Source organism: Magnetospirillum fulvum, assembly GCF_900108475.1.
Taxonomy (GTDB): domain Bacteria; phylum Pseudomonadota; class Alphaproteobacteria; order Rhodospirillales; family Magnetospirillaceae; genus Phaeospirillum; species Phaeospirillum fulvum_A.
In genome coordinates, this window is sequence record NZ_FNWO01000008.1 from 83,033 (window position 1) to 103,024 (window position 19,992).

The window sequence follows — 19,992 nt, forward strand, 5'->3', positions numbered from 1 at the left end:
ATGACCGAGACCACCACCCCCGACATGGCCGATGCGATGAGCCGCCTGCTTGAGCAGGAGCTGATGGCGAGCATCGGCGTCGTTGCCCCAGCCGCCGACCGCCCCGCGGCGGCGGCGGCGACCGCCCCGGGGGTGGTGGACAATCGCCTGGAAGACGACGTGGTGGCGATTGCCGCCGCCGCGTTGCGGATGCCGGTCGAACACTTGCTCCCCACCGAAAATCTGGCCAATTTCGGCATCGATTCGATCGCTATCACCGAGATCATGGTGCAGATTTCGCGGGTGTTTGGGATCTCGGTAGCCCCCACCACCTTTTTCGAAGCCCGCCACCTCAACGATCTCGCCCGGATTCTGCGCCAGCGCCACGGCACGGCGATCGAGGCCCATTACGCCCGCCGCGACCCGCCGCCCGCCCCCCCAGCACCAGCCCCGGCTCAGGTCTCGTCCGACGCAGCCGAGATCGGCGACTGGCTGCGCCGTCACCGGGCGCTCCGCCGTCCGGCCCCGGTCCGGGCCGAGACGGGGAACGGCAACGCCCCTGTCGCAATCATCGCGATGGAGGGACGCTTTCCCCAAAGCCCCGACCTCGACGCGCTGGAACGTCACCTCGCCGCCGGAGACGATTGCATCAGCGAGGTGCCGCCCGAGCGCTGGGACTGGCGGGCAGTGTGGGGCGATCCGCGCCAAGGCCCCTTCACTCAGGTCAAATGGGGCGGCTTCGTCGATGGGATCGACCGGTTCGATGCCGCCAGCTTCAACATCGCGCCGCGCGAGGCCGAGCTGATCGACCCGCAGCACCGTCTGTTCATCGAATGCGTGTGGTCGCTGATCGAACGCGGCGGTTATGCGCCGGGGGGATTGAGCGGCAAGCGGGTCGGGCTGTTCCTTGGCATCAACCTGCTCGATTACACCGCGATGATCAATCGGGCCGGGTTGATGGATGCCCAGAAGATGACCGGGCTCGGTCATTGCTTCTGCCCCAACCGGCTGTCGTTCCTGCTGGACGTCCACGGCCCCAGTCAGGCGATCGACACCGCCTGCTCCAGTGCGGCGGTGGCCCTGCACCGGGCGGTGATGAGCATCCGCCATGAAGGGTGCGAGATGGCGATCGCCGGTGGCTCGAACCTGATTTTGTCGCCCGAGCAGCACATCTTGTTCTCGCAATTGGGGATGCTGTCGCCGGGCGGCCGCTGCCGCCCGTTTGGCCGCGACACCGACGGCTATGCCCGCGCCGACGGCGTGGGCGCGGTGCTGCTGAAGCGTCTCGATCTGGCCGAGCGCGACGGCGACCCGATCCTGGGGGTGATCCTGGCCAGCGCCGAGCATCATGGCGGCACCGCCACCTCGCTGACCGCGCCCAATCCTGCCGCCCAGGCGCGGATGATCGCCGACGCTCACCGCCAGGCCGGGATCGACCCGCGCAGCGTCACCCTGGTCGAATGTCACGGCACCGGAACGCGGTTAGGCGATCCGGTCGAGATCGAGGGGCTAAAGACCGCCTTCGCCGATCTGTACGCCGAACGTGGCCTTCCCCCCGCCGCCCAGCCCCATTGCGGCCTGGGCTCGATCAAGTCGAACATTGGCCATAGCGAAACCACCGCCGGTCTGGCCGGTTTGATCAAAATCTTGCTGGCGATGCGCAGCGGCACCCAGTACCGCTCGCTCCATTGCGAGCCGCCCAACCCGCTGATCGACCTGACCGGCACCCCGTTCCGTCTGTTGGATCAGGCGCGGCCCTGGACCCGCCCGGTGATCGACGGAGCCGAGATGCCGCGCCGCGCCGGTCTCAGTTCGTTCGGGGCTGGTGGAGCCAACGTCCATCTGGTGATTGAGGAATACCGCCCGGCCAAGGCCACCGCCCCGGCCCCCGGTCCCCGCCCGCTGGTGGTGCCGGTGTCGGCGCGGAGTGAGGACGGATTGCGCCGCCTCGTCGCCGCACTCCGCCCCCTGGTCGCGACCGCCGATCTCGACGATTTCGCTTATACCCTTCAGACTGGCCGCGATGCCCTCTCCGTCCGCGTCGCCTTCGTCGTCCGCGATGCGGCCGATCTGGCCCGGCAGATGGACGCTTTCGTCGCCGGATCGCACCACGGCATCGCCTACGGCACGCCGGATCGGCGCCGTTCGGTCTCGACGATTACCGACAGCGACCCCGCCCGGATCGCCGCCCGCTGGGTCGCGGGCGACTTTGTCGATTGGTCGCGCCTGTGGAGCGAGGGACGCCGCCATCGGCTGGCGCTGCCACCGACCCCGTTCGAGTCCAAGCGCTTCTGGCTGCCGGTGGCGGAGACGGAGACGAAAGCGACAGCGACAGCGACCCCGGAACGGGTCGGTCTGCCGCCGCTCAAGGAAAGCGGCCCCGATCGCTGGCGCGTCGGGCTGACCGGACGCGAAGTCTTCCTGACCGACCATCGCCTGGGCGAAACGCCGGTGCTGCCCGGCGTCGTCTATCTCGAACTGGCGCGGGCGGCGGCGGGGCGGGCCGGTCTGACCGTGGGCGCGCTCCGCAACGTGGTGTGGATCAGGCCGTTGAGCGTGACCGCTCCGACCGAGATCGAGATCAGGCTCGACCGCGCCGCCGCCCGGATCGAAATCCTGGGCCGCGACGACATCCTGCACGCCCAGATCCGGCTGGATTTTGCCGCCCCCGCTCCGGGAGAGCGCCATGACCTCGCCGCTCTGGAGGCGGCCCAGACCGCGCACTACAGCGCCGAACAGGTCTATGCGATCTTCGACCGGATGGGGCTTCATTACGGCCCCGGTCACCGCGCCATCGAGCATCTGTCGATCGGTCCCGGTCCCCAGGTGCTGGCCCGTCTGACCCTGCCGCCCGCGCTGGCCGGGTCGCTCGAGTCGTTCGGTCTGCATCCCAGCCTGCTCGACGGCGCTTTCCAGTCCGCGCTGGGGATGGCACTGGCCGAGGGGCCGAGCGACAGCGCCGCCCTGCCCTTCGCGATCGACCGGGTCGAGCCGGTGGGAGCGCTGGCCCCGGTGATGTGGGCCTATCTTCGCCCCGCCGCCGAGTCCGACGCCGCCCTGCGTGTCCGCAGCCATGATATCGACCTGATCGGCGAGGACGGCACGGTGCGGGTGCGGCTGCGCGGGTTCGCCACCCGCCTGCCCGAGCCGCAAAGCGTGCTGACTTTCGCCCCGCGCTGGCAGCCCCTCCGGGCGATGAGCGCGCCGCCCGCCGCCCGCCGGGTTCTGTGGGCCGACGACATCGCCGATCCGGCTGTGCCGCTCGAGACCCGCTACGCCCTGGTGACGACGGCGCTGCTGGCCGAGATGCAGGGGGCCGACGGGCTGGTGCAGTTGGTCTGCACCGACGATCCCGCCGGCGAGCCGCTGTCGGGCGCGCTGGGCCTGCTGCGGAGCGCCACCCAGGAGCGGCCGAAGATCGGCGGACAGGTCGTGATCGTGCCCGCCGGGCTCGACCGCGCACTGGTCGCGGCACGGCTGGAGGAGGCCGCCCTAGCCGGAGCCGGAGCCCGGCTGCGGCTGGAAAACGGAACGCTGTGGCAGGAGGGATGGGAGGACGTCGCCGCCGCCCCGGCATCGCCGCCGTGGCGGGACGGCAAGGTCTATCTGATTACCGGCGGGCTGGGTGGGCTGGGCCGCCAATTGACCCGCGCCATCCGCACCGCCGCGCCACAGGCGGTGGTGGTGCTGGCCGGACGCCGCCTTGGCGAAGAGGCGCAGGGCTGGCTCGCGGCTCAGGGGGAGGCGGTCCGCTTCGTCCCGGTCGATCTGACCGATGCCGACGCGGTCGCCGCCCTAATCGAGGACATCCGCCGCCGCGACGGCAGGCTGGACGGGGTGATTCATGCCGCCGGGCTGCTGCGCGACGGAACGGTCGCGGGCAAGAGTGCGGCGACCCTGGCCGAGGTGCTGGCCCCCAAGGTCGATGGCACCCTTCACCTCGACCGCGCCCTGGGCGATGCGCCGCTTGATTTCTTCGTGCTGTTCTCGTCGGTGGCTGGGGTGTGGGGCAGTTTCGGTCAGGCCGATTATGCCGCCGCCAACGCCTTCCTCGACGGTTTCGCCGCCGCGCGCGAGGTGCGCCGCCGCGCCGGTCTGGTCCATGGCCGCACCGTCGCCATTGCCTGGCCGTTATGGGCCGAGGGCGGGATGACGATCGACGCCGAAACGCGGACAATGATGACCCGCACCACCGGATTGGTGCCGCTCGGCACCGCCGAGGGACTGGCCGCCTTGGCCGCCGCCCTGGTCGGGAGCGAGCCGCGCCTGCTGGTGCTGGCGGGCGATGCCGAGCGGTTGCGCCGCCGGATGGAGGGGCCTCCCGCCGCCAAACCTGCCGCGACCGTCGCCGCCGGTCCGGCCGCCGCCCCGCCCGGCCTCGAGGAAAAGCTGTTGGCGGCGCTGATCGGCGCCGCTGCCCACCAATTGAAGGTATCGGCCGCCGACCTCGCCAGCGACGAGGAACTGACCGCCTATGGCTTCGATTCGATCGGGTTTACCCAATTCGCCAACGCCCTCAACCTCCGCTTCGGGTTGGACCTGACCCCCACCCTGTTCTTCGAATACCCGACCCTGGCGGCGCTGGCCGCCCATCTGAGCGCGAGCAACGGCGCAAGCTTGGCCGAACAGCTTGGAATCGCGCCGGTCGTAACGCCCATCCCGGTCGTAACGCCGACGCCCGCTCCGGTTCAGGTCACCCTCGCCACCCCCGCGATTGCGCGCGCGACCCCGCCCGCCGCCGCCGACGATCCGGTCGCGATCATCGGCTTTAGCGGTGTCTTTCCCCAGGCCGCCGACGTCTCGTCCTTCTGGGCCAACCTGGAAGCGGGGCGCGATTGCATCGGCGAGGTTCCGTCCCAGCGCTGGGACTGGCAGGCAGCGGGCACCCTGGCCCAGGGCGGCTTCATCGACGGAATCGACCGCTTCGACGCCGGATTCTTCGGCCTGTCGGCACCGGAAGCGCGGATGATCGACCCGCAACAGCGGTTGCTGCTGACCCAGGCGTGGCGGCTGTTCGAGGATGCCGGGATTCCCGCCCGCAAACTGGCCGGAACCGATACCGGGGTGTTCATCGGCATCGCCGATACCGGCTATGGCCGCCTGCTGGCCCAAAGCGGGGCGGGGATCGAAGGCTATGCGATGACCGGTCTGGCCCCGTCGCTCGGCCCCAACCGGATCAGCTTTCATTTCGACCTGCACGGCCCCAGCGTCGCCATCGAGACCGCCTGCTCAAGCGCGCTGGTCGCCCTCCACCGCGCCGCCCTAGCAATCCGCGACGGCACCTGCGAGGTCGCGATCGCGGGCGGCATCAACACCTTGTTGCTGCCCGATTCGTTCATCGGTTTCGCCAAGGCCGGGATGCTGGCGGCGGACGGACGCTGCAAGACCTTCTCGGACGCCGCCAACGGCTATGCGCGCGGCGAAGGCGTCGGTCTGGTGCTGCTGAAGCGCCTCAGCGCAGCCAGACGCGACGGCAACCGGATTACCGCCGTGATCCGCGCCAGCGGCGAGAATCATGGCGGCCGCGCCAGTTCGCTGACCGCACCCAATCCCCGCGCCCAAGCCGACCTGCTGCGCGCCACCTATGCTCGCGCCGGGTTCGACCCCCGAACGCTTGGCTATATCGAGGCCCACGGCACCGGCACCCCGCTCGGCGATCCGATCGAGGTCGAAGCGCTGCGCGCCGCCTTCGCCGATCTGACCCGCGACGCCGAACGCCGCTTTGGCCCGGCTCCGGCGATGGCGTGCGGGCTGGGCTCGGTCAAATCGAATATCGGTCATCTCGAACTGGCCGCCGGGATCGCCGGGCTGATCAAGGTGCTGTTGCAGATGCGGCATGGCACCCTGGTCAAGACGCTGCATTGCGAGCGGCTCAACCCCTATCTCAAGCTCGACGACAGCCCGTTCGAGGTGATCCGCGAGACCCGGCCATGGAGTCCGCCGGTCGATGGCGCGGGGCGGCCCCTGCCCCGCCGCGCCGGGATCAGCAGTTTCGGCTTTGGCGGCACCAACGCCCATGTCGTCATCGAGGAAATGCCGCCCGAACCGGAGCAGACGGGACGCGCGTCCCCCGGCCCGGCCCTGCTGGTGCTGTCGGCCCAGTCGGAAGAGGCGCTGCGGCGGATGGCGCTCGATCTGCGCGGGATGCTCGACCGCCATGATCTGGCCGACATCGCCTTTTCCCTGCAAACCCGCCGCGACGCGCTGGAGCATCGGCTCGGCTTCGTCGCCGGGTCGCCCGCCGAGGCGGCGCTGCGGCTCGATGCCTTCCTGGCCGGAACCGACGATCCCGCCCTTCATCTCGGCCGGGTCCGCCGCAGCCGGAGCGCGGTGTCGGTGCTGGAAAGCGATGCCGAGGTGGCGCGCGCCATCGCCGGGCTGGCCGGACGCGGCCGCGCCGACGGATTGATCGAGGTCTGGGCCAAGGGCTTCCCGGTCGATTGGACCCTGCTCTATGGCGAATCCCGGCCCCGCGCCGTCGATCTGCCGGGCTATCCGCTGGCCGAGACCCGCTATTGGCCGGACCATGTCGCCGCCCCCCAGCCGGTCGCGGCGGTACTCCCCCCGACGCCCCAGCCCGAACCGGTCGAAGAGAGCGTGGAAGAGGAGCGGAGCGACGAAGCCGATCCGGTCGCCGCCGCGCGGGCGGCCCTGACCGAAATCGCCGCCCGCGTGCTGGAGGTCGGGCCGGAGGTGCTCGACCCCGACGCCGAACTGGGCGAATTCGGCTTTGATTCGATCACGATGACCGGCTTCGCCGCCAAGGTGAACGCCGAGCTGGGCCTGTCGCTGACCCCGGCCGACTTCTTCGAATTCGCCACCTTGAACCGGCTGGCCCGCCATATCGCGGGCAGCGTCACGGTGCCGCGCCAGCCCAAACCGGCCGCGCCCCGTCCCGCCGCCCCGCTCCGGGTCGCGCCGATTCCGGCGGTCGTCGCCTCGGCCCCGGTTCCGCGCGCGCCTGCCCCCGACGCGGGCGATCCGATCGCGATCGTCGGCTTTTCCTGCTGCTTTCCAAAGGCGCGGGACGGCGACGCCTTTTGGGACAATCTGAAGAACGGGCAGGATTGCATCACCCGCATTCCCGCCGACCGCTGGGACTGGCAGGCCTTCGACGGCGACCCCAAGGTCGAGCAGGGCAAGACCAACATCCATTGGGGCGGCTTCATCGAGGGCGTGTTCGAGTTCGACCCGTTGTTCTTCGGCATCAGCCCGCGCGAAGCCAAGCTGATGGACCCGCAGCAGCGTCTGGTGATGATGCATGTGTGGAAGGCGATCGAGGATTCCGGTCACGCCCCGCGCAGCCTCGCCGGTCGCCGCGTCGGCCTGTTCGTCGGCACCTCGTCCAGCGGCTATCGCGACATCATCGGCGACGACACCGGGGCCGAGGGCTATGTCGCGACCGGAGCGGTGCCGTCGATCGGCCCGAACCGGATCAGCTATTTCCTCGATTGGCATGGCCCGAGCGAGCCGGTCGAAACCGCCTGCTCCAGCACCCTGGTGGCACTGCACCGGGCGATTCAGGCGATGCGGGGCGGCGATTGCGACATGGCGGTGGTGGGCGGCGTCAACACCATCGTCACCCCCGAGGCCCACATCAATTTCGCCAAGGCCGGGATGCTGTCGCCCGATGGCCGCTGCAAAACCTTTTCGGCCCAGGCCAACGGCTATGTCCGGGGCGAAGGCGTCGGCATGGTGGTGCTGAAATTCCTGTCCGAGGCCGAACGCGACGGCGACCCGATCCTGGCACTGGTGCGGGGATCGGCGGTCAATCACGGCGGCCGGGCCAATTCGCTGACCGCGCCCAACACCGCCGCCCAGACCGACCTGCTGCGCGAGGCCCAGGCCCGCGCCGGGCTCGACCCCGCCACCATCGGCTATATCGAGGCCCACGGCACCGGTACCCCGCTTGGCGATCCGGTCGAGATCAACGCGCTGAAAGCGGCCTTCCGCGACACCACGGGCGCCCGGATCGGGATCGGCTCGGTCAAGACCAATATCGGCCATCTCGAACTGGCCGCCGGAGCCGCCGGGCTGATCAAGGTGCTGTTGCAGATGGAGCACGCCACCCTGGCCCCCAGCCTCCATTGCGCCGAAATCAACCCCTATATCGACCTTGGCGACGGGCCGTTCCGCATCGTCCGCGCCGCCGAAGCGTGGCAACCGGCCACGGACGGCCAGGGCCGCCCGCTGCCCCGCCGCGCCGGGCTCAGCAGCTTCGGCTTTGGCGGCGTCAACGCCCATGTGATCCTCGAGCATTACCAACACCCCCCCGCCCCGGCCCGGCCCCGGACCGGCCCGGTCGTCATCGTGCTGTCGGCCCGGGACGGCGACCGGCTGCGCGATCAGGCCCGCAATCTGCTGGAGGTGGTCGCCTCGGGCAGGATCGCCGAGACCGACCTCGACGATCTCGCCTACACCCTTCAGGTTGGGCGGGACGCGATGCGGGTCCGCTGGGCGGCGGCTATCGACTCGTTGGCGCAATTGCGGGAGCGGCTGACCGCCTTCCTGAACGGAGAGACCGGCGACACGGCCAAGCTGGAGGCCGGACACAAAGCGGGCGCGCCGCTCGATCCGTCCCTGCCTGCGGCGACGCTGGCGACGCGCTGGCTGGCAGGCGACACGGTCGATTGGGCGGCGCGGGCGGGAAACGGGCGGCGACGGCTGCGCCTGCCGACCTATCCCTTCGCCCGCGACAGCTACCACATCAACGCCAGCTTCGCCGGATCGGCAGCGGCAGTGCGGAAAAGCGGGGCCTTCACCTGGCGTCTGTCCTGCGACGATTTCGTCCTGCGCGACCACCGGGTCGGAGGAGCCCGCCTCCTTCCCGGCGCGATGGGGCTGGAACTGGCCCGCGCCGCCTTTGCCGCCGGAGCCGGATTCGCCCCGGTGGTGCTGCGCCGGGTGGTATGGCAATCGCCGTTGCGGCTGGACCAGGGCAGCGTCACCGCGACACTGCCGCTCGGCCCGGCCGAGGACGGTGCCTTTGCCGTCCGCCTGCTGAGCGGCGGCCCCGATTCGATTCCCCACATGCTGGGACTGATCGCGCCGCTCGGTGCGCCCGCTCCGGCTCCGCTCGATCTCGCCGCCCTGCGCCAACGCTGCCCGGACAGCCTCGATGTCGAGACGTTGTACCGGCGCTTCCGCGCGTTGGGGCTGGAGTATGGCCCGGCCTTCCGGGCGCTGGCGGCCTTGCATGTCGGCGAAGGGGCGGTGCTGGCGCAAATCCGCCTGCCCGACGCGGCGGCGGGAACCTCGTTCGCGCTACATCCCAGCATCGTCGATGCCGCCTTCCAGGCCGTGCTGGGCCTGTTCCCCGCCGAGGGCGGCACCAGTACGGCGATCCCGTTCGGTCTGGATGAAGCCGAGGTTTTCGCCCCCACCCAAGCCGCGATGTGGGCCTTTGTCCGCCGGGCCGAGAGCAGCGCTCAGGTTCACCGGTTCGACATCGACCTCGCCGACGACAGCGGACGGCTCTGCCAGCGCCTCTCCGGCTTCTCGCTGCGCGAATTGAAGAAAACGGCCCGGAGCGAGAGCGACAGCGGGCTTCGCGCCGCCACCCTCGCCCATCTGGCCGGATTGGTCGCGCGCGAGGCCAATGTCGCCGAAGCCGAGGTCGAAGCCGAGGCGACGCTTGATGCCTATGGCATAGATTCGGTGATGATCGTCCGGCTGACCGACGCGCTGGAAGCCGATTTCAGTCCGTTGCCGAAGACGCTGTTCTTCGAATACCGCACCCTTGAGCATTTGAGCGGCTATTTCCTCGCCCACCATCGCGACGCCCTGGTCCGGTTGCTGGGCGGAGCCGAGCCCCCTCCGCCGCCCCCGCCACTGGCCCCGCCGCCTGCGGGCGGCAACACTCCGCCCGACCCGGCCCGCGCCGCGCCGCTGGTCGCCGCCGCCGAGACCCCGATCGCGATCATCGGGATGGCCGGGCGCTTTCCCGGAGCCGACGATCTCGATGGATTCTGGCACCGGCTCGAATCGGGCTTTGACGGCATCACCGAAATCCCGGCCGAGCGGTGGGACCATGCCCGCTTCTATGACCCGAAACCGGGTATCCCGGGCAAGACCAACAGCAAATGGGGCGGCTTTCTCGACGGCGTCGAGTGCTTCGATCCGCTGTTCTTCAACATCGCCCCGCGCGAGGCGAACTATATCGACCCGCAGGACCGCCTGTTCCTGCAATGCGCCTGGGAAACGCTGGAGAATGCGGGCTATACCCGCGCCAGCCTGCCCCGCGCCGCGTCCCCGATGGATGGCGGCGATGTCGGAATCTTCGTCGGGGTGATGTACGAGGAATACCAGTTGTACGGAGCCGAGCGGACCCAGGCCGGTCAACCGCTGGCGCTGTCGGGCTCGGCCGCCTCGATCGCCAACCGGGTGTCGTCGTTCTGCGGCTTCCACGGCCCCAGCCTCGCCGTCGATACGATGTGTTCGTCGTCGTTGACCGCGTTGCATCTCGCCTGCGAGTCGCTGCGGGCCGGATCGTGCCGGATGGCGCTGGCCGGGGGCGTCAACCTGACGCTGCACCCCAACAAATATCTGGCCCTGGCCCAGGGCCGCTTCCTGTCATCATCGGGACGTTGCGGCAGCTTTGGCGAAGGCGGCGACGGCTATGTGCCGGGGGAAGGCGTGGGCGCGGTGCTGTTGAAGCCGCTGGCCGAGGCCGAAGCCGACGGCGACCGCATCCTGGGGATCATCCGCGCCAGCGCGCTCAACCATGGCGGCCACACCAACGGTTATACCGTCCCCAATCCGGCGGCGCAGGCGGCGGTGATCGGCCGGGCGCTGGCGGCCGCCCGCCTCGACCCGCGCCTGATCGGCTATGTCGAAGCCCACGGCACCGGAACCAAATTGGGCGATCCGATCGAGATCGCCGCGCTGACCCGAGCCTTTGGCGCGTATACCGCCGACACCGGCTTTTGCGCGATCGGGTCGGTGAAGTCGAATATCGGCCATTGCGAAAGCGCTGCCGGAATCGCCGGGCTGGCTAAGGTGCTGTTGCAGATGCGCCACCGCACCCTGGTGCCGTCGCTGCATTCGCGGGTGCTCAATTCCGGCATTGATTTTGCCCGAACCCCCTTCGTCGTCCAGCAGCAGGCCGCGCCCTGGCCCCAGCCCCGCCGAGGCGAGCGCGAGGAACCGCGTCGGGCCGGGCTGTCGTCCTTTGGCGCGGGCGGGGCCAACGCCCATGTGATCGTTGAAGAGTATCTACCGCCGCCCCAGCCGGTCCAGCCGCCGCGCCGTCACGTCTTCGTATTGTCGGCCCGCGATCCCGACCGGCTGGCGGAGGCGACAACGCGGCTGCGCGCCCGGCTCGACCGGCTGGCGGAGGCCGATCTGGCCGCGCTGGCCTGGACCTTGCAGACCGGGCGCGAGGGGTTCGAGGAGCGGCTGGCGATCGTTGCCGATAGCAAAGAGGCGCTGATCGCCGCGCTTGATCGCGGCGACGGCGTGCGCGGCCGGGCCAAACGCGGCCAGGGCCGGGTCGCGACGGGCGAGGCGGCGACACTCGCCGCCGCCTGGGTCGGCGGGGCCGAAATCGACTGGCGAGCGCTGTGGGTCGGGCCGGTTCCCACCCGTCTGGCGCTGCCGACCTATCCCTTTGCCCGCGAACGCTATTGGGTGCCGGGACTGCCCCTCGCCGCCACGCCCGCCACGCCCCGGACAGTCGATGCCGCCCCGGCCCTGCCGCTGTTCTTTGCCCCCCGCTGGAGCGAACGCGCAGCCGCCCCCGGGGCGCTCCCGCTCGCCGAAACCCGGCTGGTCGTGCTGGTCGAGCCGCCCGCCACGGCCGTGGCGGGGCTGACCGAGGCACTGGCTCCGGCCGAGGTGGTGACGCTGGCCCCCGCCCCCTATCCCGATCAGGCCGCCCGGCTGCTGGACCTGATCCAGGCCCTGTTCCGCCGCCGCCCCGAGAGCGCCCTGGTCCAACTGGTGGTGCCACCCGACAGCCGCCACGAGGGACTGGCGGGATTGCTGCGCTGCGCCCGGCTGGAACGGCCCGGCCTCCTTACCCAGACGGTCGCGCTCGATCTGTCCGACCCCGATGCCGCCGCGCGGCTCCGCGCCGATCAGGCCAGCGGCGACGCCGAGATCCGCCATCGCGGGGCCGAGCGCCGGGTCCGCCACTGGCAAAGCCTGCGCCCCGCCGCCGCCGCGCCATCGCCGTGGCGGGCGGAGGGAACCTATCTGATTACCGGGGGATTGGGCGGCATCGGCCGCCATCTCTGCGCCCATATCCGTCGCCACGCCCCAAAGGCCAGCCTGTGGCTGGTCGGACGCTCGGCCCCCGCCGATTGCCCCGTCGGAGTGGAGTATCGTCAAGCCGACGTCGGCGACGGGGCCGCGATGGCGGCGCTGGTGGCCGAGATCGTTGCCAAGCGCGGCGGTCTTGACGGGATCGTCCATGCCGCCGGGATCACCCGCGACAGCCTGCTGATCCGCAAGAGCGAGGCCGATCTGCGCGCCGTCCTTGCCCCCAAGGTCGCCGGAACCCTGGCGCTTGATGCCGCCACCGCGTCGCTTAAGCTTGATTTCCTGGCGCTGTTCGCCTCGGCCTCGGGCGCGCTCGGCAATCCGGGGCAGGCCGATTACGCCGCCGCCAACGCCTATCTCGATTCCTTCGCCGCCCACCGCAACCTTTTGGTGGCGCAGGGCGAGCGGCACGGCCGGACCCTGTCGATCGACTGGCCCTATTGGCAAGACGGCGGCATGCGCCAGGGGGCGGAGACCATCGCCGCGATCGAGCGCGCAACCGGCATCCGCCCCCTCGACAGTGCGGCCGGTCTGGCCGGGTTCGACGCCCTGCTTGGCCATGCGGGCGAGGATCAGGTGCTGGTGCTGGAGGGCGACCCCGCCCGGATCAACGCGATGCTGGACGCGGCCCCGCCCGCCGCCCCAATCCGCGCGCAGGCCCCGGCGAGCCCGTCCCCGTCCCCGTCTCCGGCCACGCTCGCCCTCGTCACCGCCTGCTTCGCCGAGGTGCTGAGGATCGCTCCCGACCGGCTCGCCCCCGACGCGACAATCGACCGTTTCGGCGTCGATTCGGTGTCGGCGCTGGAGATCGTCGCCGCGCTGGAGCGTCAGGTCGGGCCGTTGCCGCCCACGATCTTGTTCGAGCATCCCACCCTGGCCCAATTGGCGACGGCACTCGGCGACGACGCGGCCCGGCCCGAGCCGGCGCCCCCCGCCGTACCGACCCAGGCCCAGATTCAGACCGGCGATATCGCAATCGTCGCGATGGCCGGGCGCTATCCCGGTGCCGACAGCCCCGAGGCGCTGTGGGCGGCGCTGGAGGACGGGCGCGACCTTGTCGGCGAAGTCCCCCCCGACCGCTGGGACCCCGCTTATTCGCCGATCAAGGGACAGCCGGGGACCAGCCATTGCAAATGGGGCGGCTTCCTGGACGACATCGAGGGCTTCGATGCCGCTTTCTTCGGCTATTCGCCCCGTGCCGCCGCCCTGGCCGATCCGCAGGAACGGCTGTTCCTTGAAACCGTCTGGGATCTACTGGAACGGGCGGGCGAGACGGAGGCCCGCCGCCGCGAGCGCTACGAATCGAGAGTTGGCGTGTTCGTCGGCGCGATGTACCAGCATTACGGCACCCTCGACACCGATCCCGACAGCAAGGCGCTGGTGCAACTGGCCTCCTATTCGGCGATCGCCAACCGGGTGTCGTTCGTCTTCGACCTGCAAGGCCCCAGCGTCGCGGTGGATTCGATGTGCTCGTCCGGTCTTCAGGCGGTGCATCAGGCGGTCCAGAGCCTGCGCGCGGGCGAATGCCGACTGGCCGTCGCCGGGGCGGTCAACCTGTCGCTCGGCCCGGCCAAGTACCAGGGCCTCAGCCGCGCCGGGCTGGTCGGCAGCGCCCCCGACAGCCGCAGTTTCGCCGAGGGCGACGGCTATCTTCCCGCCGAGGGGGTGGGAGCGGTGCTGTTGAAGCCGCTGGCCGACGCGCGGCGCGACGGCGATGCCGTGCTGGCGGTGATCAAGGCCAGCGCCGCCAATCATGGCGGCCATTCCGCCGGGTTCGGCGTCCCCAGCGCCGACGCCCAGGCCCGGCTGATCGAGGAGACGATCCGCGCCGCCGCGATTGATCCCGCCACGATCGGCTATGTCGAGGCCGCCGCCAACGGGGCCGCCTTGGCCGATTCGATCGAGTTGCGGGCGCTGACCCGCGCCTTTCGCCGGTTGGGCCGGGCCGATGGCAGCGTCGCCCTGGGCGCGGTCAAATCCAATATGGGCCACGCCGAGGCGGCGTCGGGTCTGGCCCAACTGACCAAGGTGCTGCTGCAATTGCAGCACCACCGGCTGGCGGCGACGCGGCGCCCGGCCCGGCTCAATCCGGCGCTGGACTTCGCCGCCTCGCCCTTCCGCCCGGTGTGGGAGAACACCGACTGGCCCGCGCCGGAGATCGGCGGCACAGTCCAGCCGCGCCGCGCCGCGCTCAGTTCGTTCGGCGCAGGCGGCTCCAACGTCCATCTGGTAATCGAGGAAGCCCCGGCCTGGGCCAGGGAAAGCGCCCCCGAACCCCGCCAACCGCGCCGGTTCCCGGTGTCGGCCCGTACCCCCGAGCAACTGGCTGAGCGGCTGCGCGGACTGGCCGCCTTCGTCCGCGCCACCCCCGCTCTGTCGCTGGCCCGACTGTCCGCCACCCTGCGCCTGGGCCGCGAGACGATGGAGCACGCAATGTGCGTGGTGGCGTCCGACCGCGACGATCTGGCCGCCAAACTGGAGCGCGCCCGGCCCGGCGACCCGCCCGAGACGAAAGGCGCGCCCGATCCCGACGAGATTGACCGCGACGAGGCGGGACCGATGCTGGTGCTGCCGCCCTATCCCTTTGCCCGCGAGCGGGCGTGGCTGCCGCCGCCCCGGCAGGCGCACCGCAAAGGCACCGACCTCGCCGCCCTTGTCACCGGGTGCCTCGCCGCCGAACTGGGAGTGACGGCACTCGATCCCGCCGCCAGCTTTGCCGCGCTGGGTCTGGACTCGATGATCCTGTTGCGGCTGGGCTATGCGGTCGAAGAGGCCACCGGCATCCGGCTCGACCGTCGCGCCGTCGAACAGGCCGAAACCCCCGCCGGTCTGATCGCGTGGCTGGCCGGGCAAGCGCGGCCGGAGAGCGCCCCGCCGCCGCCCGTCCGCGCCGCCGGGCCGTGGCGGATCGCGATGACCGAGGGACAGAAGGGTCTGTGGGTGGTCCAGTCGCTCCATCCCGACAGCGTCGTCTATAACGTGCCGCTCGCCTTCCGCCTCGACGGGATTGATCTCGGCCTGCTGGAGCGGGCCTGCCGCTGGCTGCTCGAGACCTATCCGGTGCTGACCGCCCGGGTCGAGGATCCCGGCGACGCCCCCGCTCTGGTGGCTCAGCCGGTCGCTCGCCCGCTGGAGCGGGTCGAACTGCCCAAGGGAATGGACCCGGTCGATTTCGCCCGCACCCGCTCGCTGCGGCCGTTCGACCTTGGTGCCGGGCCGCCCTGCCGGATCGAGTTGTTGCATGGCGGCGCGCTGGGCGGCGGCAGCCAGATCCTGCTGCTGCTGGTCCATCATATCGTGTTCGACGGAGCGTCGGGTGCCGTGGTGGCGGCGGCGCTGTGGGATGCCTATGGCCGACTGGCCCAGGGGCTGGAGCCGGTCGCCCCGGACGGAGCCGATTTCAGCGCGTTCGCGGCGTGGGAGCGCGAGCGGGCCGCCTCTCCCGCCGGTGTGGCCCAGGCCGAATATTGGCGGCGGCACCTCGCCGGGCCGTTGCCGGTGGTGGAGCTGCCCGCCGACCGCCCCGGCCAACCCGGCGCGGCGATTGATGGCCGCAGCCTGGAACGCCGGATCGAGCCGGAGCGGACCAGCCCGATCAAGGCGGCGGCAACGCGGCTGGGAATCAGCCCGGCGGCGTTCCTGCTGTCGGCGCTGGCGGCGCTGATCCACCGTCATACCGGGCTCGACGACATCGTGATCGGCGTCCCCACCCTGCGCCGTCCGGAACGGCGCTTCGCCCGCACCGTCGGCTATTGCGTCAACATGATCGCCTTGCGCGTCGGACTGAGCGGAAGCGACCGCGCCGACCGTCTGGTCCGCGCGGTCCAGTCCCGCCTGATCGAGGGGCTTGACCATAGCGACGTTCCCTTTGCCGCGATCGCCCGCGATCTCAGCCGGTCGGCCCCGGGCGAGCCGCCCTATCAGATCAGCTTCGCCTATCAGAACTTCCCGCTGGCCGCCGCCGCCCCGCTGCCGCCCGGCAGCGGCCACGCCGCCTTCCTGCCCGCGTTGCGCCAGCCCGGCGACAGCCTGTTCGGGCTGGAAATCCACGAAGTCGGCGATGGCTGGCGGCTGGTCGCCGGATATGATGGCACCCGCTTCGATCCCGCCACGATCGAATGCCTGCTCGACCGCTTCGTCCGCCTGACCGAGGCGATGGCCCGCCACCCGCAGGAACGGGTGCGCGATCTCGACCTGATCGCCCCGTCCGAGCGCAAGCGGCTGCTGGGACGGCACAGCAACCCGCCCGCTTTGGCCCGCCGGTCCGGTCTGGTCGCCGACTGGATCGCCGACCGGGCCAAGACCGATCCCGACGCCATCGCCGTCCAGGCGGGTGACGAACAACTGAGCTATCGCCGCCTCGTCCGCCGCGCCAACCGGCTGGCCCGCCATCTGCGCGCCCACGGCGTGCGGCGCGGCGATTGCGTCGCGGTGGCGCTGGGGCGCGAGGCCGACAGCATAGTCGTCCTGCTCGCCTGCCTGACCCTGGGCGCGGTATGGGTGCCGCTCGACATCGACGCGCCGCCCGCCCGACTGGCCGCGATGCTGGCCGATTGCGCCGCGAAGGCGGTGGTCACCCGGTCCGGCACCCTGGCCGCGCCGGACTCGATCGACCTTGACCGCGACGCGGCGGCGATCGCCGCCCGCCCGGCCCGCCGTCCAAGATCGGGGCCGCGTCCGTCCGATCCGGCCTACATGATCTATACCTCGGGCTCGACCGGCGCGCCCAAGGGCGTCGTGGTGTCGCACCGCGCGCTGGCCGACCATGTCGGCGCGATCGCCCACGAATTCGGACTGACCGCCGCCGACCGGGTGCTGCATTTCGCCCCCCAGTTCGTCGATACCGCGCTGGAGCAGATCGTGCCGACCCTGGTTGCCGGGGCCCGCGTGCTGATGCGGACCTGCCCGGCCTGGAGCCCCGACGATCTGGCCCGGGTCCTCTGCGAGGAGCGGGTCAGCGTCGCCGATTTGCCGCCTGCTTATCTGCGCGAGGTGCTGCTGGCCTGGGGCGACGTACCGCCGCCGCCCGCGCTGCGGCTGTTGATCGTCGGCGGCGAGGCGTTGTCCGCCGACACCGTGCGGCTGTGGCAACGCGGCCCGCTGGCCAGCGTAAAACTGCTCAACGCCTATGGTCCGACCGAGGCCACCATCACCTGCCTCACCCACGCGGTCGAGGCGACCGTGCCACCCGGTGCCGCTGTTCCGATCGGCCGTCCCCTGCCCGGCACCCGCGTGCTGATCCTCGATTCCGCCGGGGCTTTGGTGCCCGAAGGGGTGATCGGCGAAGTGTATGTCGGCGGAACCCGGCTGGCGCTGGGCTACCACAACCGTCCCGACCTGACCGCCGAACGGTTTATCGACAGCCGCTGGGGGCGGCTGTACCGCACCGGCGACCTGGGCGCGTGGAGTCCGGGCGACGAGCCGAGGGTCGCCTTTCACGGCCGGATCGACGATCAGGTCAAGATTCGCGGCTTCCGCGTCGAATTGAGCGAGGTTGAAGCCGCCCTGGCCGGGTTCGGCCTACGCGAGACGGCGGTGGTGGCGCGTCCCGACGGCAGGCTGCTGGCCTACGCCGTTCCCTTCGGCGAAAGCTGGGACGAAGCCGCCCTGCGCGCCCACATGGCCGCCCGCTTGCCCGCTCACATGCTCCCGTCCGCCTATGTGCGGCTGACGGCACTGCCGCTGACCGCCAACGGCAAGCTCGACCGCGCCGCCTTGCCCGAACCGGCCCGCGCCGTGATCACCGGCGACGTCCCCCAGGACGGGCTGGAGCGGCAAATGGTCGAAATCTGGGCGCGGGTGCTGGGACGCGAGCCCGCCACCATCGGCATCCACGACGATTTCGTCCTGTGCGGCGGTCACTCCCTCGCCTGGGTCCGGCTGCTGAACGAGATTGGCCGCAGCTTCGGCTGGCGTCCCGCCGCCGCCGACATCCTGGCCGCCCAGACGGTGGCCGAACAGGCTGCAGTGCTGCGGGCCGGACGTCCCGACCACCCGGCCGACAGCGGCGCACCGGTGGCGCTGCGCCCGGCCCGGGGCACGGCGCGACTGCCGCTGTTCCTGGTCCACGCCGCCGCCGGAACCGTGACCTGCTATCGCGATCTGGCCCGCCGTCTCGCTCCCGCTGTGCCGGTCTATGGATTGGAAGCCGACGGGTCGCCGCCCGCCGCCGATCTGCCCGCGTTGGCCGCCCGCCATGTCGCCGCCCTGCAAAGGCTTCAGCCGCACGGCCCCTATCGTCTGGCCGGATGGTCGATGGGAGGCGTGCTCGCCTTCGAGATGGCGCGGCACCTGCACCGGAACGGCGAGACGGTCTCCCTGCTCTGCCTGATCGACAGCTATCTTCCCGCCGAGATCGCCCGTTTCGAGTCCGCCCTGGCGGGCGGGGACGGCGACCCGGTCGAGCGGGCGTTCCGCCGCGACGTGCTGGGCGGCACAGACGTCCTTTTGCCCGGAGACGAAGTGCGGTCGCATCCGCTGTTCGCGACCTTTTGCGCCCAGAACGAGGCGCTGATGGCCTATGTCCCCGCGCCGCTTGACGTCCCGCTGACCCTGCTGCGGGCGGGCGGAGGAGACGCGGCGGCCCCAACCGCCTGGCGCACCCTGGCCGCCGCCGGATTAACCGTCCTGCCGGTCGCGGGCGACCACGATTCGCTGCTGCGGCCGCCCCATCTCGAATCCTGCGCCGCCCGTCTCGACGCCGCCCTGGCCGCGAGCGACATCGCGCTTTCCCCGTCCCGATAACAGGACCGACGCCCGTGCCACCCCTTCCCGTCATGTTCTGTTTCGCCGGTCAGGGCGCGCAATATTACGGCATGGCCGCCCAGTTGATGGCGGACGAGCCGGTGTTTCGCCACTGGATGGAAGCGGGCGACGCGCTGGTCGCGGCCCGTCACGGCTTTTCGGTGCGAGAGGCGATTTACGGCGGCCTCCATCGCCCCAGCCAGCCGTTCGACCGGCTGGAAGAGACTCATCCCGCGCTGTTCCTGGTCCAATACGCCCTGGCCAAGACGGTCCAGCATCACGGCCTGCGCCCCGACGCGCTGCTGGGGGTCAGCCTGGGCGAGATCGTCGCCCAAAGCGTCGCCGGAATGATTCCGTTCGAGACCGCGCTGGCGGCGGTGGCCGACCAGCCCGCCCAATTCCGCGCCGCCTGCCCGCCGGGCGGGATGGTGGCGGTGCTGGCCTCGCCCGCCCTGTACGACGAAAGCCCGCTGCTGCAATCCTTGAGCGAAGTGGCGGGGGTCACCTCGCACACCCATTTCGTCCTGTCGGCCCCGGCCGAAGCTTTGGAGGCGGTCACCGCCGAATTGCGACGGCGCGAGATTCTGTTCCAGCCTTTGCCGGTCCCCTATCCCTTTCATTCCCGCTTCATCGACCCGGTCGAAGAGTCCTGCCGCGCCGCCACCGCCGGGCTGCGCCGCGAAAGCGCGTTCTGGCCGGTCTGGTCCTGCTGCACCGGCACGCCGACCGGTCCGGCCAGTCCCGATCTGGTGTGGCGGATCGTCCGCCAGCCGATGAACGTGCAAACCACCCTGGCTGAGTTGGAGGCGCGCGGCGGCGCGGTCTATGTCGATCTCAGCCCCTCGGGCACCCTGGCCGCGCTGTTCCGCCAGACCCTGGCCAAGGGCTCGCAGTCCCGGCTGTTCAGCGTGCTGTCGCCGTTCGGCGGCGATAGCGAACGCCTGCACAAGACGCTGGCGGCGCTGCGCCACCTCGCGGCGTGATCCTGGCTCAAGACAGGCCGGAAGT

Annotated in this window: 2 protein-coding genes; both read left to right on the forward strand. The window is 71.0% G+C overall.

The features are described 5' to 3' along the window. Positions 1 to 18,984, forward strand: a complete 18,984-nt coding sequence (locus BLW40_RS17405; RefSeq protein WP_074768413.1) for a non-ribosomal peptide synthetase — start codon at positions 1 to 3, stop codon at positions 18,982 to 18,984. Between the two features lie 14 nt (positions 18,985 to 18,998). Then, entirely contained in the window at positions 18,999 to 19,967 is a 969-nt protein-coding gene (locus tag BLW40_RS10755; RefSeq protein ID WP_139305566.1) for an acyltransferase domain-containing protein, read from the forward strand. Positions 19,968 to 19,992: the final 25 nt, after the last annotated feature.